Raw genomic sequence first — 23,118 nt, 5'->3', positions numbered from 1 at the left:
CTCAATCTTCCTCCAAAGGTTAGCGCAACTCTGGTGACACATATTTTTGATCCATTGGGCCTGTGTATTCGGCACGAGGACGAATCAAACGGTTATTTTCATACTGCTCTAAAATATGTGCAGTCCACCCCGATACACGGCTCATAGCAAAGATAGGAGTAAACAAATCCCTCTTAATACCCAGCTGGGTATATACGGAAGCAGAATAAAAATCCACATTCGGTTTCAAGCCTTTTTGCCCTGTTACAATACTTTCAATTCGAACTGACATATCAAACAACGTAGTGTCGCCGTTCATTTCTCCCAGTTCGCGGGACATTTTGTGCAAATGCTTGGCACGCGGATCACCGTTTTTATAGACACGATGTCCGAAGCCCATAATTTTTTCGCGGTTATCCAGTTTGGCCTGAATATAGGAGTCCACCTGATCCAGACCGCCAATCTCCTCCAACGTTTTGGCAACAGCCTCATTGGCTCCACCATGCAACGGTCCTTTTAAGGCCCCGATGGCAGACGTGATCCCGGAATAAATATCTGATAAAGTGGCTACCGTAACACGCGCAGCAAAGGTCGAAGCATTCAATTCATGATCGGCATGCAGCACGAGAGCCTGATTGAACGCTTTAATAGCCGTCTCCTCCGGATCCCTGCCAGTCAGCTGATACAAAAAGTTTTCAGCAATAGAAACACCTTTTTTAGGCGCAATTGGTTCCAAGCCTTCGCGTATACGTGCTATGGCTGCCACAATTGTGGGCAATTGCGCCTGAAGCTTGACGGTTTTAGTCACATTGGACTCTCTTGACATATCATCCGCCTCTGGGTCATACAAAGCAAGAGACGATACAGCTGACCTCAAGGCAGCCATCGTGCTCAATTCTTTCGGGTATAACTTTAATTGAGTAATAATTTCATCCGGAATAGCAGCATAGTCGCTTAACTGGCTGCGAAGCTCTTGCAATTGTTCTTGGTCAGGTAATTTTCCAAACCACAACAAATAAGCTACCTCTTCAAAATCGGCGTTAACAGCCAAATCATCAATGTTATAACCCCGGTACGTGAGAACGCCATCTACGATAGAGCTTATGGAGGAAGTGGTCGCTACGATCCCTTCCAGACCTTTGGTCGCCGTCATCGTTACATCTCTCCTTTGTAAAAACATTGTGAACGGACTTGCAATGTAAACATTTTCAAAAGTAAGATATGTCTTTTAAATAGCTGAGTAATGTTAACGCCATATGTCAATATTTAAACCTTCTTTCACTATACTGGATTTTGTCGTTTATGTGAACATTGAGGGCTATTCCAACACATTCAAATGTTTTATCGCTTCTATAAAGAAATTTTTGAAACCCCTTACAAAAAATATGAGCTCATTTGCACTTTTTTACATAGGTCTTGTCTTACCCTCTCCCCGCATAAGTATAGTAGAGCACTGATTTTAAGGGACACCATCGAAAAGAAAGGAGTCGTGAGCGCTTGAGCCGGTTAATCCTGAATCGCATATTACGTGCTCTATGGGTCGTAATCGTGATTGTAGCTCTGTTGCTGGGCATATATGTGCTGTTCCCTCTCGTTTATCCTTTCCTATTCGCCTGGCTTGTGGCCTATGCTATGAACCCACTGGTCGTTTTTTTGCATAACAAGGCTCGTATGCCGCGTTGGGCAGCTGTCACGGTCTCATTATTTGTATATTTAGGCGGAATCGCAATCATCCTGTCTGCTGCAATCACCCGCATGGTTCGAGAAGTGATTAAGCTGGCCATGACTTTTGACGGGCATATCGAGCGTTTTAAAAGCCTGTTTATTGATTGGACTCAAAGCGATTTGATCCAAAATATAATTATTGAAATCAACCATTTTATTCGGGATAATCCCGATTACCAACACACCATCAACAGCAATATTGATAAAACGACTCAAACCGTCAGTTCGGCTGTTACTACGCTAGTTGGTCAATTTTTTAATGGGGTTTTGAATTTACTAACCTCTCTGCCTAATATGGGAGCTGTGCTTATGGTTATTGTATTATCGGCCTTTTTTATTAGTAAGGATTGGGATCGACATTATCGGATACTTTCGAATACGGTTCCAGATACGATCCGCAAACCATTGTCAGATATTTGGCACGATCTGCGTAAAGCATTGTACGGCTATTTGCGTGCACAGTTTATTATCATTTCCATTACGGCATTAACGGTTATCATTGGGCTGTTCATCTTGCGTGTGGAATCGGCCTTTACTATCGGTTTGATGATCGGGCTGGTGGATTTGTTACCTTATTTAGGGGTTGGCATTGTGATGATTCCGTGGATACTGTATGCGTATATGTCAGGGAATTTAGCACTAGGGGTTGGATTGTCGATCCTATATGCCATCCTGTTGATTGGACGGCAGATCGTGGAGCCTAAGGTGCTGGCCAGCAGCGTGGGATTGAACCCGCTTCCCACCCTCATCGGTATGTTCATCGGGCTCAAGCTGTTTGGCGCTTTAGGACTCATTATCGGGCCTGTATCACTCATCGTCCTCGATGCACTCAATCGCGCAAATGTCATTCAGGACTTGCGCAACTATATTCTTGCTGGAAGAGTCCGTTAGTCATAGATAGGGGATAACGGCAGCTCAGTCAAAACCGTCGAAACGTAATACTGCCGTTTTTCATTTTTTTCTCCAGCCACTTTAATAAAAAACGTCGGTACAATACTCGTGTTAAAGGAAACACCAACGTAAAACCAATAATATCCGTTATAAATCCAGGGATAAGCAGCAAGCTCCCGCCGAAAAACACACATAATCCATCCAGCATTTTACGGCCGGGCATTTGCCCCCGATTCATTTCATTTTTGGCATCGGCAATCACCTTTCGGCCTTCAAATTGCATCATGGCAGCGCCAATCAAGGTCGTCAGAATAATGAGCAGAATAGTTTTCCCCGCTCCAATCCAGTGACTTACCCATATAAACCCGTACAGCTCCGCTAAAGGAATGAGCAGCAGCAACAGCCACAGACGTTTACGCATCATCATGACTTCTGTCCCTCCCCGCCTGTAAAAGCAGACCTTAACGCAGTGTACAACTCAGGCAGTGCCTGATCAAGCCGAACGGGCTTCCAGTCGGTATTCAGCCACACATGTCGTGTCGTTCCTGTGACCAGCAGTTCTCCCGGCAGCGTGTCAGCCTCTGTCCATACCTTTCCCACATTCTTTTGGTGCTCCTCCTCCGTTACCCGTCGAACCTCATAAGTATAGTTCAAACGTAGTCTGGAGAAGTCCGTAATAGCGGTATAAATAGTAACTAAATCATCATATCGAGCAGGACTCGCATATTTCGCATTGATTTCAATAACTGGCAGCAAAACTCCCCGATCTTCCATACTCCGGTAGTTAAAGCCTGCCTGCCGGATCATTTCCGTACGCCCGATCTCAAACCAGTTTAAATAATTCGCATGATACACGACCCCCATCTGGTCGCTTTCCTGATAACGGACACGTAGAGGTGCGCCATACCATCGTAGTTGCGTTTGTTTCTCCTCTTGAGTCATACAAGCTCTCCTATCTTTGTGCATCTTTATCTCTATTTTGCCCTCTCTCCATTAAACCATATTTACCGCCTGGGAACAAAAAGAGGGCCGAACCATACGGCCCCCCCCTCTCAAAGCATTTACAATGATGGCTTTATTATTGTGGCAACGGCTTGGACAGTTTATAATATCCACTTTCCGAAGCCAGTTTCAGTAAGCTCTTCGCTTGACTTCCCGCCCAGGCGTAACCGAGTCGTCTTTCTTCACTAATTTTCATGATGTCCGTATACTTTTTGCCATCTCGGTCTGAGAAGAAATACTTATTGTCCTCCACATTGTAGAAACGATACCACATCACGCTTGATGCATCCTTTTGGAAAAACTCCGGACCTTGACGGTTGTATTTCATACCGTCGATCCGATTCATATCAAACCATTTCAAGGCACTCTGAGCAGCCTTTTTCACCTCAGCCGTCTGCGGTTGAGACATCAAGAAGGCTGTAATGCCTACCGATTCCGTAGTTGTTTTGGAAGCAAGCTCGAATGCTCGCGCAGGTACAGATTCATAAGTAACCGGATCATGCTGTGCTCCCCAAATTGTCGGTGTGCCATTGTTTACAATTTGAGCTTTAATTGTGTACTGTACGCCTTTATTCAGAGCCTGCTGAAGTCTGGAGCGATATGTATTGTCAAGAATATCGCTATCAAACGGCTGCCTTTTGTTTACAATGTCATCTGCCAGTACCATCACTCTAACCATTGCATCATCGTTGTAGGTTGCGGCATCAGAATAATTACCACGTTTAGGATATACCTGCGGCCAAGCACCGGAGGAATATTGAGAGGTTAATACAAAATCAATTGCTTTTTGTACACTGGTCTTAATGTCTTTGTTTTTGGTTTTTTTGTATACATCCGCTAAAAAGCGGATCTCGGTTGTCGTGGCCTCGTTATCAAACGTTCCGAGTTCAACACCATCCTTGCTCTTCCATGTAGAGCGAGCTGCCTTGCCATCCCATTTGGATTTATAATTTTTTTCCATCGCTTTGAAGAATCCACCATGCGGCAATTGCCACGATACAATATTCAAGGCAAGCGTAGTGTCCTTGGATGTATTCCCTGTAGAAAATTTACTAAAATCACGATACTTGTCCAGCAAACTACTCACATTCACACTAGCCAATGGAACAACAGCATTTTTGTAAACGTTTGCATCATTGTACACGGCCTGGGTAACACTCGTACCTGCATCAGTCAAATTCTGCTCAGCTGCTGCCCATGAAGGGCTGACAAGTCCAGTTGTTAGGGTAATAGCCATTCCAGAAAAAGCAATCCATTTGACAGATTTTTTAACGTTAAATCTCATTGCAAACCTCTCCTTTAATTGGATTGTGGCATTACAAGAACTATTAAACACATGTATTATATGAAAATATAACCAAATAATCAATATATTTTATTATATACAAATGTAATAGTTTACTAAACTAACATAAAAAAAACATCTTACCAATACTAGATTAGTAAGATGTTTTTTTATGTTTCATATATATAACAAGTCGCCAAACTGCACGGCTTATCCAAAGCGACCCATGATGTATTCTTGAGTCAACTCGTTTTCAGGATTGGTGAAAATATCATTTGTTTTCCCATGTTCAACCAAACTTCCGACATAAAAATAAGCCGTATAATCGGAAATCCGTGCAGCCTGCTGCATATTGTGCGTCACAATAACGATGCGCAGTTCTTTTTTCAATTCGGTAATAAGCTCTTCCACCTTGCCTGTAGACACAGGGTCCAGCGCGGAAGCTGGCTCGTCAAGCAACAGAATTTTCGGTTGGACAGAAAGTGCACGTGCAATACAAAGCCGCTGCTGTTGCCCGCCAGACAGAGCAAGAGCGGAATCGTGAAGACGATCCTTGACCTCATCCCATAATGCCGCCTTACGCAGGCTGCTTTCGACGATTTCATCAAGCTGCTTCTTTTTACGCACTCCCCGGTATTTAGGACCGAAGGCAATGTTATTATAAATCGATTTGTAAAAAGGGTTAGGCCGCTGCCACACCATGCCAATTTGCTGACGCAGCTTGATCACGTCCGTCTCTGGCGCGGTCAAATCCTGTCCGTCCATCCAAATATGTCCCGTTGTCGATGAAGACGCAATCTCATCATTCATTCGGTTAAGGGAACGCAAAAAAGTCGATTTACCACAGCCGGAAGGCCCAATCAGGGCGGTCACGGTCTGCTCTGGAAAAGCTAAGTTTACTTTTTTCACGGCCTCAAAACTTCCGTAATAAATACTCAAATCCTCAGTACTGAACGGATGTGGCGCTTGCCCCGCAAGTTGTTCTGAACGCGTAGACTGAACGGATGTTGCTGGTGTGGCGGTTTTTGCCGCTCGTGTAATCACATGTTCCATTGTTCTCATCCCCTTTCTAATCCATTCGTTTGGCAGCTGTCAACCGACGGTAAACGACTCTTCCGAACCATCTTGCACTCAAGTTGAAGACCAGTACCAGCAGCACCAATACCGCAGAAGCGCCTGCGGCGATATCTTTGGAGTCAGGAGCAATACCTTCACTGTTGACCTTCCAAATATGAACAGCCAATGTTTCAGCAGGCCGCATCGGATTAATAGGCGATCTGGCATGCAATGGATTCCAATCGGTAAAATCAAGCGGCGGCGTACTCATCCCTGCTGTAAACAGCAATGCGGCGGCTTCGCCGAAAATGCGGCCTGCGGCCAAGATGGTACCCGTAATCAAGCTTGGCAGCGCAGCTGGCAACAAAATGGAGGTAATGATTTTCCACTTGGACAATCCAAGCGCAAGTCCGGCTTCCTTTTGCTCCTTCGGTACAGCGCGGAAAGCCTGCTCCGTTGTGCGAACCATCAGCGGCAGATTGAATACGGCCAAAGCCAGAGCCCCTGACAAGAGGGAAAAGCCAAAATCAAACGTATTTACGATGAGTAATAGTCCAAACAATCCAATGACGATCGACGGGAACGAGGACAATACTTCAACGACAAGTCGTATGAAGTCCGTAATTTTCCCCGGCTTTGCATATTGCGCCATGTAAATGCCGGCGCCCCAGCCAATTGGAATGGTAATAATCAAAGTTAAGATTAGCAAAAATACAGAATTAAATAGTTGCGGACCAATGCCGCCACCTGCACGTAACGTTTGCGGAGCACTGGTTAGAAAATCAAAAGAAATATGGCTAACTCCGCGGGCCAAAATGAAGCCCAGTAATCCCACCAAAAGTGCAACAATGAACAAGGCGAAGAAACAGATTACAAATGTAGCGATCTTGTCGGTCGTTTTAGCTTTCATCAAACCCGGTTTCTCCTTTCAAGCAGCCTAACCAGCAGCACGAAAATGAATGTCATGAGCAGAAGAACAAGCGCCATACTCCAGAGTGCATTGTTATGAACAGAGCCCATCGCTGTGTTGCCCATGCTAAGTGTAATGACGCTGGTCAAGGTCGAAGCGGATTCCAGCAAGGAATGCGGTATGTGCGGAGCATTCCCGATAACCATCTGTACAGCCAATGCTTCTCCGAAGGCACGAGCCATACCGAGAATAATTCCTGTTAAAAGAGCAGGCAGCAACGTCGGAATAATAACACGGGCAATCGTCTGCCAGCGGGTAGCACCCAACGCATAAGAGGATTCACGCAGCCCTCCCGGCAAAGAAGACAACGCATCCGCCATAATACTCGTAATTGTCGGTAAAATCATAACTGACAACACAAGGCAACCTGCGAGAATACCGATGCCTTGTCCCCCAAACACGTTTCTCAGCAGTGGGACGATTACGGTCAAGCCGACAAAGCCATAGACAACCGACGGAATGCCGGATAATAATTCAATGGCAGGCTGAAGGATACGTTTACCCGATTTTGGCACGATTTCCGTCATAAACAAAGCTGCACACAAGCTAAGCGGACTGGCAATTAAGGCCGCTAATATGGTTACGGCAAAAGAACCCGTAATGAACGGAAGCGCGCCGAAGGACTTGGGCTCGCCATCCGGGCTCCATTTGGTTCCAAAGAAAAATTCTCGCAGACTGACTCCATTCACCGCAAATGTAGCTACACCTTTGGAGGCAACAAAATATACGATGGAGACAATGACTGCAACTAAAAAAACGACACAAACCGACGTATAGATGCGGCCGGTCCATTCTTCCCAGTAATGTCTTTCTTTCATAACTCGGGATCGTTTATTCTGTTCCATGTATGCCTTCCCTTCAATTGGTTCCATACTGTAACTCCTTTAACCGAAGAATAGAGGCCGGACGCTAGTCCGCCTCTTCTTCGTGAATATACTCGCGTTAGCTGCGTTCATCCGAACAGGAGATCGCTCTCCTTATTTCGTGATATTACCGTCAGCATCACGTTTCACTTGCATACCTGATACCGGAATGTATCCCAAGTCTACAACGTCTGTTTTTTGGATTTCATCAGACAGAATGTAGTCCAAGAATGCTTTTACATGTTCTTTTGGTTCACCCTTGGTGTACATATGCTCATATGCCCACACTGGATATTTACCTTGTTCTACATTTTCAACGTTAGCTTCCACACCGTCATACTTCAAAGCAGTAACTGTGTTGTCGATGTAGGACAGAGCCAGGTAACCAATTGCACCAGGTGTTTCAGCAATCAGCTTTTTCACAGTACCAGAGGAATCTTCCTGAATGGAGCCTGGCAGATCTTCCGTTTTTTGTCCCAGCGCATATTTTTCAAAGGTTGCACGAGTACCGGAGCTGCTTGGACGGTTCACGATCACGATTTTTTGATCTGCACCACCAACTTCTTTCCAGTTCGTAATTTTACCTGTGAAGATTTGTACCAGTTGATCTTTCTTCAGGTCTGTTACGCCTACTTTAGGATTCGCTACCGCTGACATGGCTACAACAGCTACTTGGTGATCGACCAACTCTTCTGCGCCGCTCTCCAGTTTCTCCTTTGCAAACACGTCAGAGTTACCGATATCCGCTTGTCCACCGGATACTTGAGTCAAGCCAGTACCGCTACCGCCACCCTGCACTTGAACTGCAATGCCTTTATATTTATCGACAGCCATAAATTTTTGTCCCGCTTGCTCTACCAATGGTTGAAGTGCAGTGGAGCCAACAGCCAGAATATTACCTGTCAGTTCAGCAGCTGCTTTATTGTCTGTTCCTGCAGCAGCGTCTCCTTGTGGTGCAGCATTGTTACCTGATCCGCAAGCTGCAAGTGCAAATACCATGGTGAGAGTCATCAGAATGAACGGCCATTTTTTCAACATTTTTTATTGTCCTCCCCTTAGTTAAGTGACGGTTTTTTATTTATGACCATCAACACTTTTACATTGTAGGCCTAGAATGTTAGACGAACGACTAGGTTTTGTAAAACAAATATAAAATATTGATAGATAAATTGTTTTTTGGTATACAATTAATCTATAGTGTGAATTCACGCATAAATAACAAGTAAGGAGAATTGTTCGATTCCATGAATATTTTAAAATTGCGCATCTTAGTGCTGATCGACAAATTCCATAAAGCGACGGAGGTGGCAGAAACTTTGCAAATCAAACAGCCCACCGTCAGCTTTCATATGAAAAGTCTGGAAAAGGAAATGGGTGCGACCCTATTCTCTCTCCAACAAGGCAGAATTATGCTAACTGAGGCTGGTAAAAAAATGTTGCCTTACGCAAAGCAGATTCTCTCTCTCGAGCAAGAAGCCAGACAAGCTGTAGATGAAATGACAGAACAATCACAGGGCCAACTACGTCTAGGTGCAGAGTCGATTTCGGGCATGTATCTTCTCCCGACTATCATGGCTGATTTTGCTCAGCAATATCCAGAATGTCGTATTCAGTTAGAAATTCAATCTCCGGATGTAATCAAGCAGCTACTGAAAGACGGAGAAGTTGATTTTGCTTTTCTCGACGATGGAGAATATCTTCTGGAGAATGCTGTGGCAGAACCAGTGGCTTCAGATCAGGTGGGAATTATCCGCTCTGCATCGGCAGAGACATCCAAATCACTGGACATCAATGGGGCCGATACGCTGGATAAACACATATGGGTAAAATATAGCGGGGCATCCGTTGTAGATTCCTATTCCTCGCTAGTTAAATCCCATCTGGAAATCAACTCTTGGGAAGCAGTAAAGCAAGTGGTTAGTGGCGGAGAAGCGCTTGCCTTCTTTCCTGCCTGCGGAGTTCGTAGCGAGGATCATACTATCCCCTCGGTGGAATGGCTTCCTTATCCCGAAACTGACAGCACAAAGAGCCATTATCAAATAAACATCGTGTATCAACAAGATACACATAAGAACATGATGCAACAGGCATTCCTTGATTTTATACGACGAGAAGGAATAAGAACTAGCTAACAAAAAAAGAGCATTCAGGTCTTATTGACCTGAATGCTCTTTTGCTTACTGTAACGAGTAGATTCCGTCCCAGTATTACTTCGTGGAGACTACAATTACGCTTGTGCTGGAACGCAGCTAATTTTGATCAGGTTCGTGGAACCGGAATCACCAAGAGGTACGCCCGCTGTAATCACAACCAAATCGCCCTCTTTAACGAGGCCAGATTTGCGACCACCTTCCAGCGCATTGTCAAACAGACTATCTGTTGTGTCGACGATTGGTCTGCCTTGTACTGCATGTACGCCCCAGATCAGAGCCAAACGGCGAACTGTTCTTTCCTGTGTTGTCACAGCGATAATCGGAGCTTCTGGACGGTATTTAGAGATCATACGCGCCGTTGTTCCGCTTTGTGTGGACGTCAGGATTGCTTTGGCATGCAGGTCAAGAGCAGAAATAGAAACGGATTGGCTGATTGCTTCTGTAATACTAATTTCTTGCGCCGTTCTTTGTTTTTTGAACAAATCGCGGTAGTTCAGAGAAGACTCAGCTTTTTCGGCAATACGTGACATTGTCAATACGGATTCTACCGGATATTTCCCAGCAGCGGTTTCGCCGGACAGCATAATTGCATCTGTTCCGTCAAAAATAGCATTGGCTACGTCACTTGCTTCCGCACGAGTCGGACGCGGGTTACGTTGCATGGAATCCAGCATTTGTGTTGCTGTAATAACAGGCTTGCCAGCTACATTACATTTGTTAATCATCAATTTTTGGGCCAGAGGCACTTCTTCAGCAGGAATTTCCACACCGAGGTCACCACGAGCAACCATCAGACCATCCGAAGCTTCCAAAATTTCATCCAGGTTGTCAACACCTTGCTGGTTTTCAATTTTGGAAATGATTTGAATGTGGCTTGCGTTGTGCTTCGCCAGCAATTCACGGATTTCCAGTACATCACTTGCTTTACGAACAAAAGAAGCTGCGATGAAATCAATGTCCTGCTCAATACCAAAAATGATATCATTAGCATCTTTCTCCGTAATACCAGGCAATGAGATAGCAACGCCTGGAACGTTAACGCCCTTCTTGCTTTTGATCGTTCCGCCATTGACAATGCGGCATTTGATTTCAGTGCCTGATACTTCAATAACGGTGAGTCCGATCAGACCATCGTCGATCAGAATGGTGGAGCCGGGCTCCACGTCCGAGGGAAGATCCTTGTACGTAATGGAGATACGATCTTGCGTACCGAGAATTTCTTCCGTTGTCAGCGTAATGAACTCGTCCTGAACAAGCTCAATAGGTTCAACTTCGAGCTTTCCTGTCCGGATTTCCGGCCCCTTCGTATCGAGCAAAATAGCAACATTTTTGTTAAGCTCCTTACAAGCTTGACGGATGTTTTTAATCCGGTTGCCATGCTCCTCGAAATCACCGTGAGAGAAATTCAGGCGGGCTACGTTCATACCAGCCATAATCAGTTTCTTCACATTTTCCAATGATTCACTGGAAGGACCGATGGTACATACAATCTTAGTTTTGCGCATTTGGGTTTTTCCTCCGTTTTCAAAGGTGCTACTCTTTATATCTTTTTCCAACAATTAAATCTACTACACTTTTTCCTATTTGTATAGGAAGTTCGTCATATTTATTGTTACCCGTTTCCAGCGTATTACAACATAGGTTCAGATTCCGAAGGTTTTAAGAAAGTATATTGACCTATTTTCCGGAATTTTTGATACCTGTCTTCTCTCAATTCATCGCAGCTCATATTCGTAAGATCTGCCAAATGGCGTTCTAATAACTCCTTGATTGCAGCAGCAGTCACTTCATAGTTACGATGTGCGCCCCCTTTCGGCTCTGGCACAATATCCTCGATAATCTCCATGCGCAGGAGGTCATTAGCGGTAATCTTCATCGCTTCAGCTGCCTGATCTGCCTTAGAAGCATCTTTCCATAGAATCGAGGCTGCGCCATTTGGAGAAATGGCCGAATAAATAGCATGTTCCAGCATCAGCACACGGTTACCCACTGCAAACGCAAGCGCACCGCCGCTTCCACCCTCGCCGATGACCACACAAATAACAGGCACCGAAAGCTTTGCCATCTCCCGCAAATTGCGGGCAATCGCTTCCGATTGACCTCTCTCCTCTGCTGTATTACCCGGATAAGCGCCCTTCGTATCAATAAATGTAATAATAGGACGCTTAAATTTGTCAGCCTGCTGCATCAGCCGCAAGCCTTTACGGAATCCTTCCGGATGGGCACTACCAAAAAAGCGTGCAATGTTATCTTTCGTATCCTTACCACGTTGCTGGCCAATGACGGTCACCGGAATACCATTTAGCTTGGCAATCCCGCCCACAACCGCCAGATCGTCTCCGAACAAGCGGTCGCCATGCAATTCAATAAAGTCCGTAAACACCTGCTCGATCAAATCAAGGGACGTTGGCCTTTGATGATGGCGGGCCAAATGCATTTTTTGCGATGCTGTAATGTTAGAATATATTTCTTCTTCCATCTGGAGATAACGTTCTTCCAGGCGGTTAATTTCATCTGTAAAATCAATTTGTTTATCCTGTCCGAATTGCTTAAGTTCTTCGATCTTCTGTCGCATCTCGACCAGGGGCTTTTCATAAGGCAATTCGCCAGCCATTTATTCCTCCCCTTTCACACTGTGCAGATCAAGCAATTGCCCAAGGGTATCACGCAGTTCCTTGCGATGTACAACCATATCCAATTGTCCGTGCTGCAAATTAAATTCGGAAGTTTGGAAATCATCGGGCAGCTTCTGTCTGATCGTTTGCTCAATTACAATACGACCTGCAAAACCGAACACAGCACCTGGCTCTGCAATAATAATATCTCCGAGCATAGCAAAGCTGGCGGAGACTCCACCTGTAGTCGGATCAGTGATCACAGAAATATAAAGCAATCCCTGCTCGTCCAGACGAGCGAGAGCAGCGCTTGTTTTGGCCATCTGCATCAGACTCAGAATACTTTCCTGCATACGTGCCCCACCGGATGTGGAGAAGATGATAAGCGGCAAGCGCTTGTCTATCGCCTGCTCAATGGCGCGCGTAATTTTCTCTCCTACGACTGAGCCCATACTGCCTGTAAAAAAGTCAAAGCTCATCACCGCTACGACAACAGGAAGCCCATGAATAAGGCCGTCGCCCGTAACGACAGCCTCGCGCAGGCCAGCTTTCAGGGTCTGTTGCTCCAACTTACTTGCATATCCCGGAAAGTCCAGCGGATCAACCGAAATCATATCGGCATCATATTCCGTAAACGTGTCTTCGTCGAGCACCATACGAATGCGATCCATCGCATTCAAACGCATATGGTATCCGCACACCGGACACACTTTCAAATTTTTCTCCAACTCTTTGCTGTATTGAATACTTCCGCACTTACCACATTTGGTCATAAGACCTTCGGGAATTTCCCGTTTGGGACGATCCGGCATGTCCGCTTGATCGCCGCTCAGCGCCCGTTCCGAAGGGATGGTCGCGTATTTACGCTTCTTTTGGAATAAATCTTTAAACACAACTACACCTCTCCAGCCGTTTATTTGTCAGCCGTAACCGATACAAGGTCCTCTGCCGTCGATGCGGCACCTCTTAAGCATTATGTTCATACACACGTCAACGCCAGTTAATACAACATTACCGCCGATCGTGCATCCTTTGTTCCATTCATGCTGCTGTATCACTTCCGCCGTTCCGGACTCAAGGGCGCAAAATCGAATTCAGCACTTCCTGTATTTCTTCGACTTCACCCGAAGGCACAAGTATCTCAAACTGTTGCTTGGATGCACTGATGGCCCGGGTCTGCACCATAAAACCTTCTTCAGACAGTTTGAGCTTAATCATGTCAGCCAGTCTGGCCGTCGGTGCAATATATATCACCGTCCACATGCCTTGTTTCTACCCCCTAAGCCTCAAGTTTTGAGCCCATATAATAGACTCATGATAACATACCTTACTTTTTTCCCGCAACAAAAGCCCTCCTGATCATTCAAGTTCCGTCGGAGGGCCTAGAAAATCATTAATTCTGTTTATTCAGGCCAATTAAACATCCAATGATGCAGGATAATGCTTGGCATGAAGGCTCCGATGGGCAATACGCGAAGAAGCGGCGGCAGCCAATCCGGCGACAAGATCATCTAAAAACACATGAATACCACTGCCTTTTTGGTTCAGCTTTTCGATAATTCCAATCTTTTCTTTATCCAGATAGCCAAAACTAGTTAAGCCGATCATGCCGTACACGCTCGTAATGCCAAGAGCCATTGTCTCGTCCACTCCATACAGCGGTTCGTCTGCCTCCATAATGGCTTGAAGTGGCTGGGGAAGAAGTTTTTTTTCGGCCAGCTCATCAAGCGCAATGCCTGTCAGCAGTGTATATTGTACCTCTCGCTTTTGCAAAACCGCTTTGACACTTTCTACACATTCTTCCATAGTCAAATGAGGATAATATTTTAGCTGAAGCTGAAAAACAATGTCCGCAATGGACTCGATCTGAATGCCTCTGCGATTTAACAAGGTTTCTGCATATTCATAGGACATAATTTCCCTCCCGCTTTCACCATGCAGTTCTATTCTTCCACCGTGCGGGACTTTATGGTGCAGGATACGTGTTGAACCTCCTGTTCCGCCAGTTTTCCAAGTGTATGCGAAAGGGAAGGAAAATGTTCATTAAACCGTTACAATAAAGACGAGTTGCTGTGTGCCTGTCATTTGACTTTCACGGTGCCTTCACCCAGCATCGATTCCATTCGATCAAAAAGCTGAGGAGAAGGCTTAATGCTGTAAGCATCACTCAACGCCAGCAGACGCTGGTTGCTCTCGTAAAAAAGTACGGTAGGTACAGCACCGGGATGCTCCTGTAGCAATGCCTTGAGGCTGACCAGCAAGCTGGCGTCCTCCTCGGCCTGGCGGGTGATTTTGACAAACACCCGCTGACGGGCGGGCGATTCCGAGCCGCGCGGGGAAGGCACCTGCTCACTGTGAGCCGCTTCGCCTCTGCGTTGTGAAGAAGCCGCTACGGGACGAGCCTCCTTCTGCTGGGGCGACGCTGATGGAGCTGCTGCCGAAAGCGAGGTCGACACACGTGGCGCTCTCCCGCCCGTATTGCCAGCAGCTGGCACGGATGTTCCAGCTGCTGCGGACGAACGTGCTCCGGTACGCCGGCGCTGAAGAAGCCGTGACAGCGCGTCTTCCGCCAACGGAACTGCCTCATCCGCTAGGAGCTTGAAGTGTTCGTCCTGCTGCTGCATCTTGGCGCGAAGTGCAAGCAAGGCACCTTTTTCAATCCACTGCTGGCTTCGCTTCCAAACTTCAGGAAACAGCACAACCTCACAGCGTTCAATCTGATCCTCCAGCTCAATAAAGGCCATAGCCTTTCCCTGCTTGGTCGTAATCGTCTTGAGTGACACCACCATGCCTGCGGTCACAATAACCGTTTCATCTGGCACATCGCTCAGCTCCATCAGACGATCCGCTTGGCTGCTTTCCAGCAGCGACTCAAAATCATCTAGCGGATGCCCAGACAAATACAGTCCCAGCAGTTCGCGTTCCAGCTCTAATTGCTGGCTGGTACTAAATGGGGGTACATTGGGATATTCGATATCCCAATTAGGCATTTCCACAAACCCAAACATATCAATTTGCAAATCGTCACGTTCCTTGCGCCATTTGGCAGCTGCGTCCACCGTTTCATCAAGCATGGCAAGCAACTGTGCCCGATGGCCTGTCAATGAATCAAATGCTCCTGCCTGAATGAGCGATTCAATCACTCTCTTATTACACACCCTTAAATCAACACGTCGACAAAAATCGAGCAGACTGTCGAAAGGACGTTCCTTACGAACAGCAAGAATGCTTTCCATTGCTTGTGTGCCGACATTTTTAATTGCAGCCAGTCCAAAGCGGATATCACCGTGCTGTAATGGGGTAAACAGCACCCCACTCTCATTCACATCAGGCGGCAACACTGCGATATCCATACGACGACATTCGACGACATATTCAGCCACTTTTCGATGACTTCCCATTACGGCCGTCAGCATGGAAGCCATGAATTGTACTGGATAATGTGCCTTAAGATAGGCCGTCTGGAATGCTAGCACACCATAAGCAGCTGCATGGGCACGCGGAAAGCCGTAGTCAGCAAAACGGACGATCATATCGTAAACCCTTCCAGCTTCCTCCTCCGTGTAGCCCTGTTTAATACTGCCTTCGACAAAATGGCCCCGCTCTAGATCCAGCACCTCGCGCTTTTTCTTGGACACCGCGCGGCGCAGCAGATCAGCCTCTCCCAAAGAAAAGCCAGCCATGCGCGAAGCAATCTGCATGATTTGTTCCTGGTACACAATAATACCGTACGTATCCTTTAAGATCGGTTCAAGATCAGGATGCGGATAAGAAATCTCAATCTGTCCGTGCTTAGCCTGTATAAAGTTAGGAATAAAGCCCATCGGACCCGGACGATACAAAGCCACGACAGAAATGATATCCTCAAAAACACTCGGTTTCAAATCCTTGAGCACCCGGCGTACACCGGCCGACTCCAGCTGGAACACGCCTCCTGTATCTCCTTTGCCCAGCAAGTCATAGGTATGCGGGTCATCATCGGGAACACGGCTAAAGTCAGGTGTTTCTCCATGCTGCTCCGCAATCCAGCGCATGCAACGTTCAATAATGGAGAGCGTACGTAGTCCGAGGAAATCCATTTTTAGCAAACCAATGCGCTCCAGATTTTCCATCGAGTACTGCGTTAAAGGAACCCCTTCGCTCCCCTCTTGCAGCGGAACCGCATCGGTCAGTGGAGTCCGCGAGATGACAACACCTGCAGCATGTGTCGAAGCATGACGAGGCATTCCTTCTACTTTGATCGCCATATCCAGCAGTTCACGTGTCTTGGGCTTCGTTTCATACAGAGCCTTCAGCTCGGGGGTAATCTCCAGCGCATGTCGGATATTAATACCGAGCTGCGCCGGGATCAACTTGGCCGCCTTGTCCACCTCGCCATACGGCACGTTCAATACACGGCCGACGTCACGGACTGCGGCTCTTGCCGCTAATGTCCCAAAGGTAATAATTTGCGCTACATGCTCATTTCCGTACTTCTGTACTACATAGTCGATAACCTCATCGCGGCGTTCATCGCTAAAATCAATATCTATATCCGGCATACTGATCCGTTCAGGGTTCAGAAACCGTTCAAAGAGCAGATTGTATTTCATTGGATCAACATTCGTGATATTAAGCACATAGGCAACCAAACTACCTGCGGAGGACCCCCGCCCCGGTCCTGTTGTAATCTTATGCTTATGAGCAAAAGCAATAAAATCCCATACAATCAGGAAGTAATCACTAAAGCCCATGCTGTCAATCGTATTCAATTCATAGTTCAGCCGCTGGTCCAGTCTTTCCCGCTCCTCCGGCTGCTCCCACACAGGATCGCCTCCGTAGCGACGCTCCAGCCCTTGCACGCACAGACTGCGCAAATAGGACGAAGACGTCATGTCCTCCGGCAGCGGGCGATATTCAGGCAAAATAGATTGGCCGAATTCCAGTTCCAGCTCGCACTTCTCAGCAATACGCACTGTATTGGCGATGGCTTCTGCTACATGTGGAAATAAACGAGCCATTTCCTCCTGACTTTTCAGATACAACTGACGTGTTGGTATCCGCAAGCGTTCCTCATCGTCAACTGTCTTCCCTGTCCCGATACAGATCAGGACGTCCTGGACATCAGCATCCGGCTCGGTTAAGTAATGCACGTCATTCGTCGCCACTAGCGGAATATCCAGTTCCTTTGCCAGTGCGATCAATTGAGGATTTACGCGTTTTTGCTCCGACAGACCATGATCCTGAAGCTCCAGATAAAAATCATCGCCAAAAATGCTACGGTATCGTTCCGCTGCACGTCGTGCTTCGGCTTCTCTGCCATGCAGCAAATGCTGCGGCACTTCACCGCCCAAGCAAGCGCTCAGGCATATGATGCCTTCATGATGGGCAGCCAAAGCATCCATATCAATGCGCGGCTTATAGTGAAAACCCTCCAAATGGCCAATGGAGCACAGCTTCATTAGATTTTGATAGCCTGTTTTATTTTTGGCGAGCAAAATTAAATGATATATAGGCTGATCCTTCCGGCTGCCACGCTCCTTGCGCGATCCTGCCGTCATATAAGCCTCACACCCGATAATCGGCTTAATGCCGTTCTCTACACATGCTCTATAAAAAGGAATGGCACCGTACATGACCCCATGATCTGTAAGAGCCAGCGCCTTCATTCCGTAAGCTGATGCCTGTTTGACCAATTCCGCGGTACGAGCCGCGCCGTCCAGCAGGCTGTACTCGCTGTGAACATGCAAATGCACAAATGAACTCATGCGCTTCTCTTCCCTTCACCGCTTGATTTTCTTCAAACTATTTTATCATATCCGCGTTAGTAGCGCCCATAGAATAAAAGTACAGACCCGGGCGGACAAGCGCGGTCCTGATTCATATACCCAAGGAGGAAAAGGGCATGAGCACTTTTATATCCAAAGCGATTCTCGACTTCTTCATTGCCTTCGGCATCGTGCTCGGAGGAGCCATGCTCGGCGGAATGGGAGCTGTAGTATCGCTTCAGCCACCTACCCAGACGATGCTGGAGGTTGCAGGAAGGATTAAAATATGGGCGCTTGCCGCCGCTGTGGGGGGAACGATGGACCCGATCCGGGTCATTGAGAGCAATATGTTGGATGGTAATTTGTCACCTGCCATTAAGCAGATATTGTATTTGATTTTCGCCTTTCTAGGCGCTCACATGGGTGCAGAGCTGGTCAAGTGGGTATGCGGCAACGGACGGCCGTGAGGTGAAACGACTATGAGAGTTCCCCCCTTTGAGCGCCTGCGCCCTTTTATGCAATTATCCTCCGTTTTTGTACTCGGTATGATTACGGGAGGAATGATCTATAATGCCATCTGGCATGCGAGCTTCAATCAGCTGTGGGTGAACAACCAGGACCTTCAATTCCAGCTCCAGCAAGCCGAAGAGGACAACAAAACATTACGTAAATACAGCAAGCGCCAAACCGTCATCAAAGAAATCAAGCTGATCGCGGAGGAAGCTTCGGCTGAAAAAATTGACTCTATTAATCTAAAAGAGCTTCTTCGCCGCGTCAGTCGTGATCTGGAGGTGCTGCGCGGCAGAGATATGTTTGAGATTGACTCTGACAGCAAGCTGGTACGTATGTTGCTGCACCAAAAAAAATACACCGTTCGTGACAAGGAGTATACAATCCAGGTCAAAACGATGCTTGTAATGGAAGGTGTGCTGCAAATTTGGCTGGAGGCCAAAGAAAGACTGCCTCAAAGCCACTAATCGATCTATTTCACCCCACCTTTTGCTCCAATCCAGAGGTAGATCAACCATGTTCAATAGATTGGAGCGTCATTACTGCTTTGCACACCAAATGATTTTCCCGTGAAATCGCAATTTCTAGCTTACATGTGCGGCGACTCATCTCGAGCAGCAACGGACGAAGAACGACAGCATCCTCAATCTGTACCGGTCGAATAAAATAAGTCGTCAAATTATCCAGCACATAATCCTTGCCGCTCATATCTCTAGCTGCTCGGTAGCCCGCTTGTGTCATCACGTTGACCAGTACGCCTTCCGAGATCGTCCCTAAATTGGTGGCCATCTGTGGAATGATAAAACCGCGAAAAAATAAGGATCCGTCCTCATTACGCTCCTCAGCAAAACCGTTCCAAATCAGCTGGTCGAACGTCTCGCCCAGTTGTGGCTGCTTTTGGGCGTTACGCAGTGCTTCCAGCACCTCACGCCGTGTAACGGACCCAAGCAGCTTACGGTTGCGATCCACGACCGGCAAGTAATCTACACCTTCCCATGCCATCATTTGAGCAGCAGAAGCCAGCGAGGTCTGGTAGGTGACCGTAATTGGATTACGGATCATACATTTATCCATCGTATGCTCAGGTTGAAGTCCTTCCACATCTTTACGGCTGACGATACCAATTAAACGATTCCATTCATCCACTATGGCAAAATGATGATATCCCGTGGTCGCTGATAGCTCTTCAAATTCGGTAAGCGTGCTGTTGATTTTCAAGGTCAGCGTCTTCGGTTTGCTTGCCGCAATGTCTTCAATCAACATAATTTTCTTTTTGATCAGGCGGTCAAATATTGCTCTATTAATCATAGATGCCACCGTAAATGTATCATGGCGCGAGGAAATAATCGGCAGACTAATCTGGTCTGCAAGCTGCTTAACCTCCCGACTCGTACCGAACCCCCCTGTAATCAGCACACCTGCCCCTTGCTCTAATGCAAGCGAATGCGCATCCTCCCGGTTACCTACGATCAGCAAACTGCCTGCGTCAATATAACGAGCCATCGCTTCCTCACGCATCGCCCCGATCACATACTTGTGCAACGGCTTCTCTAGCCCCTCGCTTCCGCCCAGCACATGTCCCTCTACAATATTCACGACATCCGCAAAGGTCAGCTGCTCAGACAAGCCGCGTGGGCGCTTCTCCACTCGTACTGTTCCGATCCGTTCCTTGGTAATGACAATTCCCAAATTCTCTGCTTCTTTCACGGCCCGATAAGCCGTGCCTTCGCTAACGCTCATTTCTTTAGCCAACCTGCGTACAGAAATTTTGGAGCCTATTTTCAACTGCTCGATATGACGCAATAGCTGCTCATGCTTCGTAACTGTTTCATCTAGCCCGTCCAACCTGTTACACCCCCAACGTTCAATCTGTATCATTCTGTATCTATTATACCACAAAACCCCTTTGTTTTAGACCCTTGTTATTAGGATATCTTTCCTTTGGAAATAACAAAAAAGCGGTCCCATGTTACAAGAGACCGCTTCGTACTAGGATTGATTTGTAATTTAGGAGCAAGCTTAGGACAATCCGGAGGAAAACTTACAGCATATTGCCTTTGTCAGCTTTATTATCCCATTTCATCTGCCACTGCTGCATTTTGGCCCGTCGCACACGCTCCAGCGTTTTGCGTTTTTCCTCATCTACACCCAGCAAAAAATGCAGGTTCGCTCCGATGACAAGCAACGCAAAAAGTACCCATACCATCCCAAAGCCGTTGACCCAGTTCAAACCACCTGCCAGCGAGATGCGTGGTAACGCGACCAATACCATAGCCAATGCGATCAGTGTGTACATACCGTGTTTCCATTTTTTAAAAGAACCCAATCGTATCCCTTCCTCTCCCTGTGACTCTATGTATCTAGTCTATGAGAGGACAGGAAGGAATATGAGACAAACTTACAGAGACGAACCGTACAAATGTTGAAGACTGTCTGCAATAATCTTATTTACGTCCTCAATAATCACTGCCAGGCGACGTTCAGCGTCGAACAGACGACGGATGTTAAGGTTCAAGCTGAGTACCTCGAACATTTTTTCCATCTTTTCCATCTCTTCCTGTGCTGGCATATCGCCGCTCATCATCCGCTGTTGCACTTCCATTTGGCGTTCACGGAAATCGTCGAGCATTTTCTTGGCTTCCGGATCAGTCTCAATCAGCTTCATCGCTGACGTAATTTCCTCTACCTCTTTGCTTTCCTTCAATGCTTTCGCTAAATCATGGGCTTTGTCATAGATATTCATGATTGTTCATTCCTCCATTACAAGTTTTGTGTCAACATTTCACATTGTCCGTCAATCACCAAGGTATATATGTCCTCATATGATGAATCAGTGCTATTACAGCCCATTCACGTTTCCCGTTACTTTCAAGACATCAAGTTGCTGCCCGGAAGGAGATCCACGATGTCCATCAAAAAAACAACGATTCAAATCATCGGATCGGGCATCTTGCAGGATGACGTACTCATGGTCGGCGAGTCCCTGCTTCGCAAATGGAAAATATCCGCAGGCCACCCCGTTCAGCTCGCCTTCGGTTCGTTCCGCCAAGAGGTTACCGTCATATCGGTACCCCGATACAGCGGTCTACGCGTGGGAAGCGTGCTGGCCCGAAAAATGGGGCTTCATGCCAGTCATGACAGTTGTAATCTGCGAGTAACCTACAGCCGAGGCCGCCGGACACTTCGAGTGGGCCCACTTATTAGCGTGCTGGTTAGTCGGGACTATCCCGAACAGCCCGACAAGCCTTTCGGGTCGATCACCCTGTTCTGCCGTGAACTAGTCGGGGAATGCCGCAGACAAGGAGCATATGTGTATTTCTTCACCCCGGAGCATATCGGAAGTCAGCCCGGGCGAGTTCAGGGATGGGTGTATGACGGAGGCTGGAAAAAGACGGTCATGCCTGCCGGCGATGTCGTCAATAACCGGCTTACCTCCCGTAAACTCGAGAACAGAACTAGCGTACAGCATTTCATGAAAGAAGTAAAATCGCAGTACGGCACGGCCTTTTTTAATGAAAAGTTTTTGGATAAGAACGAAGTGTTTGATGCACTCAAATCGAATTCTTCCCTGCGCAAGTATTTACCCGAGTCCCACTTGCTGCAAACCTTTGCCGTTTTCAAAAAAATGTGCAACCAGTATCCCTCTGTTTTTCTCAAACCCGTGCGCGGGAGCCTTGGTAAAGGCATTATGCGCATTAACAAGCAAACCGATGGGACCTTTTCGGTGCTATCCACGACAGCGGGCACACCCCGAAAGCAATCGTACGCTAACGTCGATAAACTGTACAAAAGCTTAGCGGGAAAAATGAAATCAACACGTTTTCAGCTGCAACAGGGTCTTACCTTGATTGATCACGATAAGCGTCCGGTCGATTTTCGCGCGCTTGTACAAAAAAATGCGTCTGGAACCTGGACCGTAACATCCATTGTCGCTCGGATCGCAGGAGGCAGCCACTTTGTATCCAATCTGGCAAGAGGCGGTACGCTCAGTACAGTCAAGGAAGCACTGGCCAAAACCACGCTGCCCGCAACTGTTAAATCGAATGGTCTTACCTCTCTCAAAACAGCAGCACTGGATATCGCAAGCGGAGTAGAAAAGGCAATTCCCGCCCATTTCGCGGAATTTGGTATTGATTTGGCGATTGACAGCACGGGGCGTATCTGGTTGCTGGAGGTCAATTCCAAACCATCAAAAAATGACAATACACCGTTGAACGATCAGAAAACCCGCCCGTCCGTAAAAAAAATGATTGAATACTGCTGTTATTCAGCCGGATTCAAATGAATCTATCTCTTCCAGAGTCCGGCTGCCAAAGGAGCTG

General features: G+C 46.9%; 22 protein-coding genes. 5 read left to right on the top strand and 17 right to left on the bottom strand.

Going from position 1 to position 23,118, the window contains the following annotated elements; translation table 11 throughout:
- Positions 1-19: 19 nt before the first annotated feature.
- The gene (gene citZ / locus PPM_RS08300; RefSeq protein WP_013370349.1) at positions 20-1,132 is read right to left on the bottom strand and encodes a citrate synthase; all 1,113 of its coding nucleotides are present in this window, start codon (positions 1,130-1,132) and stop codon (positions 20-22) included.
- A 344-nt stretch (positions 1,133-1,476) separates the two neighbouring features.
- Here citZ and ytvI point away from each other — a divergent pair, with 344 nt between their 5' ends.
- Complete coding sequence (ytvI, locus tag PPM_RS08295) at positions 1,477-2,595, top strand: sporulation integral membrane protein YtvI (protein ID WP_013370348.1); 1,119 nt, start codon at positions 1,477-1,479, stop codon at positions 2,593-2,595.
- 28 nt (positions 2,596-2,623) lie between these two features.
- Here the strand turns inward: ytvI and PPM_RS08290 are convergent, their stop codons facing one another.
- The 7 genes from PPM_RS08290 to PPM_RS08260 form a co-directional block, all read right to left on the bottom strand.
- On the bottom strand, positions 2,624-3,022 hold the full coding sequence (locus tag PPM_RS08290) for an FxsA family protein (RefSeq protein WP_013370347.1): 399 nt from the start codon (positions 3,020-3,022) through the stop codon (positions 2,624-2,626).
- Positions 3,019-3,537 carry an acyl-CoA thioesterase gene (locus PPM_RS08285; RefSeq protein WP_013370346.1) on the bottom strand — a complete coding sequence of 173 codons (519 nt, stop codon included), beginning with the start codon at positions 3,535-3,537 and terminating at the stop codon, positions 3,019-3,021. The genes PPM_RS08290 and PPM_RS08285 overlap by 4 nt, the downstream gene beginning before the upstream one ends.
- 136 nt (positions 3,538-3,673) lie before the next feature.
- A complete protein-coding gene (gene pelA / locus PPM_RS08280; RefSeq protein ID WP_013370345.1) occupies positions 3,674-4,882 on the bottom strand; it encodes a pectate lyase in 1,209 nt (402 codons plus the stop codon).
- Between the two features lie 210 nt (positions 4,883-5,092).
- Positions 5,093-5,935: a phosphate ABC transporter ATP-binding protein PstB gene (pstB, locus tag PPM_RS08275; RefSeq protein WP_013370344.1), complete on the bottom strand. Its 843-nt coding sequence runs from the start codon at positions 5,933-5,935 to the stop codon at positions 5,093-5,095.
- A 16-nt stretch (positions 5,936-5,951) separates the two neighbouring features.
- Positions 5,952-6,848 carry a phosphate ABC transporter permease PstA gene (pstA, locus tag PPM_RS08270; protein WP_013309592.1) on the bottom strand — a complete coding sequence of 299 codons (897 nt, stop codon included), beginning with the start codon at positions 6,846-6,848 and terminating at the stop codon, positions 5,952-5,954.
- Positions 6,848-7,780, bottom strand: a complete 933-nt coding sequence (pstC, locus tag PPM_RS08265; RefSeq protein ID WP_013370343.1) for a phosphate ABC transporter permease subunit PstC — start codon at positions 7,778-7,780, stop codon at positions 6,848-6,850. Before pstC ends, pstA begins: the two co-directional genes overlap by 1 nt.
- A gap of 105 nt (positions 7,781-7,885) precedes the next feature.
- Positions 7,886-8,809 (bottom strand): phosphate ABC transporter substrate-binding protein, encoded by a 924-nt coding sequence (locus PPM_RS08260; protein WP_013370342.1) that lies wholly within the window; start codon positions 8,807-8,809, stop codon positions 7,886-7,888.
- 206 nt (positions 8,810-9,015) lie between these two features.
- Between PPM_RS08260 and PPM_RS08255 the strand changes: the two genes are divergently transcribed.
- Positions 9,016-9,903, top strand: a complete 888-nt coding sequence (locus PPM_RS08255) for a LysR family transcriptional regulator (RefSeq protein ID WP_013370341.1) — start codon at positions 9,016-9,018, stop codon at positions 9,901-9,903.
- 95 nt (positions 9,904-9,998) lie between these two features.
- Here the strand turns inward: PPM_RS08255 and pyk are convergent, their stop codons facing one another.
- The 6 genes from pyk to PPM_RS08225 all read right to left on the bottom strand — a co-directional run bounded on the left by pyk (position 9,999) and on the right by PPM_RS08225 (position 18,286).
- A complete protein-coding gene (pyk, locus tag PPM_RS08250) occupies positions 9,999-11,429 on the bottom strand; it encodes a pyruvate kinase (RefSeq protein WP_013370340.1) in 1,431 nt (476 codons plus the stop codon).
- Between the two features lie 125 nt (positions 11,430-11,554).
- Positions 11,555-12,538 (bottom strand): acetyl-CoA carboxylase carboxyltransferase subunit alpha, encoded by a 984-nt coding sequence (locus PPM_RS08245; RefSeq protein WP_013370339.1) that lies wholly within the window; start codon positions 12,536-12,538, stop codon positions 11,555-11,557.
- Entirely contained in the window at positions 12,539-13,432 is an 894-nt protein-coding gene (accD, locus tag PPM_RS08240) for an acetyl-CoA carboxylase, carboxyltransferase subunit beta (protein WP_013370338.1), read from the bottom strand.
- 181 nt (positions 13,433-13,613) lie between these two features.
- Complete coding sequence (locus tag PPM_RS08235) at positions 13,614-13,802, bottom strand: hypothetical protein (protein ID WP_007429680.1); 189 nt, start codon at positions 13,800-13,802, stop codon at positions 13,614-13,616.
- A 153-nt stretch (positions 13,803-13,955) separates the two neighbouring features.
- Positions 13,956-14,453, bottom strand: coding sequence for a phosphatidylglycerophosphatase A (locus tag PPM_RS08230; protein ID WP_013370337.1), 498 nt, complete (start codon positions 14,451-14,453; stop codon positions 13,956-13,958).
- Positions 14,454-14,620: 167 nt separating this feature from the next.
- Complete coding sequence (locus PPM_RS08225) at positions 14,621-18,286, bottom strand: DNA polymerase III subunit alpha (RefSeq protein WP_013370336.1); 3,666 nt, start codon at positions 18,284-18,286, stop codon at positions 14,621-14,623.
- Between the two features lie 137 nt (positions 18,287-18,423).
- Here PPM_RS08225 and PPM_RS08220 point away from each other — a divergent pair, with 137 nt between their 5' ends.
- Both PPM_RS08220 and PPM_RS08215 read left to right on the top strand, forming a co-directional pair.
- Positions 18,424-18,753 (top strand): YtrH family sporulation protein, encoded by a 330-nt coding sequence (locus PPM_RS08220; protein WP_013309582.1) that lies wholly within the window; start codon positions 18,424-18,426, stop codon positions 18,751-18,753.
- Positions 18,754-18,765: 12 nt separating this feature from the next.
- Positions 18,766-19,263 (top strand): hypothetical protein, encoded by a 498-nt coding sequence (locus PPM_RS08215; RefSeq protein WP_013370335.1) that lies wholly within the window; start codon positions 18,766-18,768, stop codon positions 19,261-19,263.
- Between the two features lie 43 nt (positions 19,264-19,306).
- Here PPM_RS08215 and PPM_RS08210 read toward each other — a convergent pair whose 3' ends face one another.
- The 3 genes from PPM_RS08210 to PPM_RS08200 form a co-directional block, all read right to left on the bottom strand.
- Positions 19,307-20,641, bottom strand: coding sequence for a DRTGG domain-containing protein (locus PPM_RS08210; RefSeq protein WP_013370334.1), 1,335 nt, complete (start codon positions 20,639-20,641; stop codon positions 19,307-19,309).
- Between the two features lie 196 nt (positions 20,642-20,837).
- Positions 20,838-21,122, bottom strand: a complete 285-nt coding sequence (locus tag PPM_RS08205) for a hypothetical protein (protein ID WP_013370333.1) — start codon at positions 21,120-21,122, stop codon at positions 20,838-20,840.
- Positions 21,123-21,194: 72 nt separating this feature from the next.
- Positions 21,195-21,539, bottom strand: coding sequence for a YlbF family regulator (locus PPM_RS08200; protein WP_013370332.1), 345 nt, complete (start codon positions 21,537-21,539; stop codon positions 21,195-21,197).
- Positions 21,540-21,701: 162 nt separating this feature from the next.
- Between PPM_RS08200 and PPM_RS08195 the strand changes: the two genes are divergently transcribed.
- Positions 21,702-23,081, top strand: a complete 1,380-nt coding sequence (locus tag PPM_RS08195) for a YheC/YheD family protein (protein WP_014599605.1) — start codon at positions 21,702-21,704, stop codon at positions 23,079-23,081.
- Positions 23,082-23,118: the final 37 nt, after the last annotated feature.

Source organism: Paenibacillus polymyxa M1 (genome assembly GCF_000237325.1).
Classification (GTDB): domain Bacteria; phylum Bacillota; class Bacilli; order Paenibacillales; family Paenibacillaceae; genus Paenibacillus; species Paenibacillus polymyxa_C.
The sequence above is the reverse complement of the archived record's forward strand: the minus strand, read 5'-3'. Positions and strand labels throughout refer to the sequence as shown.